Source organism: Saccharothrix sp. ST-888 (assembly GCF_000955975.1).
In the GTDB taxonomy this organism is placed as follows: domain Bacteria; phylum Actinomycetota; class Actinomycetes; order Streptomycetales; family Streptomycetaceae; genus Kitasatospora.
The window spans coordinates 1-355 of the sequence record NZ_JYJF01000579.1 but is presented as its reverse complement, the minus strand read 5'-3'; the positions used below and the strand labels follow the sequence as shown (position 1 = coordinate 355).

Sequence of the window (355 nt, the reverse complement as noted above, 5' to 3'; positions counted from 1 at the left end):
CGCTCTTCAGCGCGATGGTGGTCAGGTTGCGGCCCATCACGTCGTGCAGGTCGCGGGAGACGCGCAGCCGCTCATCGGCCACCGCCAGCTGCGCCTGGGTCTCCCGCGCGGGCTCCATCTCCCAGACCACCGCGACGACCCAGACCGCGTTGCGCAGGGGGGGGCTGCGGGCCAGAGAGGCCAGGCGCTGCTCGGCGCGGCGGCGGCTGGGGGACGGGGGGGGCGGGATGGGGATCGGCGACGGCGGCGTGCACAGGTGTCCCAAGCCCCGTGCGGGCAGCGGCAGGGGGCTGGCCGGACTCCGCGAAAGGCTGGCCGCCCTCGGTGGCGGACTCACCTGCGGTCGGCCCGGATC

1 protein-coding gene is annotated in these 355 nt (G+C 76.3%); it reads right to left on the bottom strand.

Features of this window, described 5'->3' with window-relative positions; all coding sequences use genetic code 11:
- Positions 1-118: histidine kinase (locus UK12_RS45370; RefSeq protein WP_442973925.1), on the bottom strand; the 118-nt coding region annotated here is incomplete at its 3' end.
- Positions 119-355 lie beyond the last annotated feature (237 nt).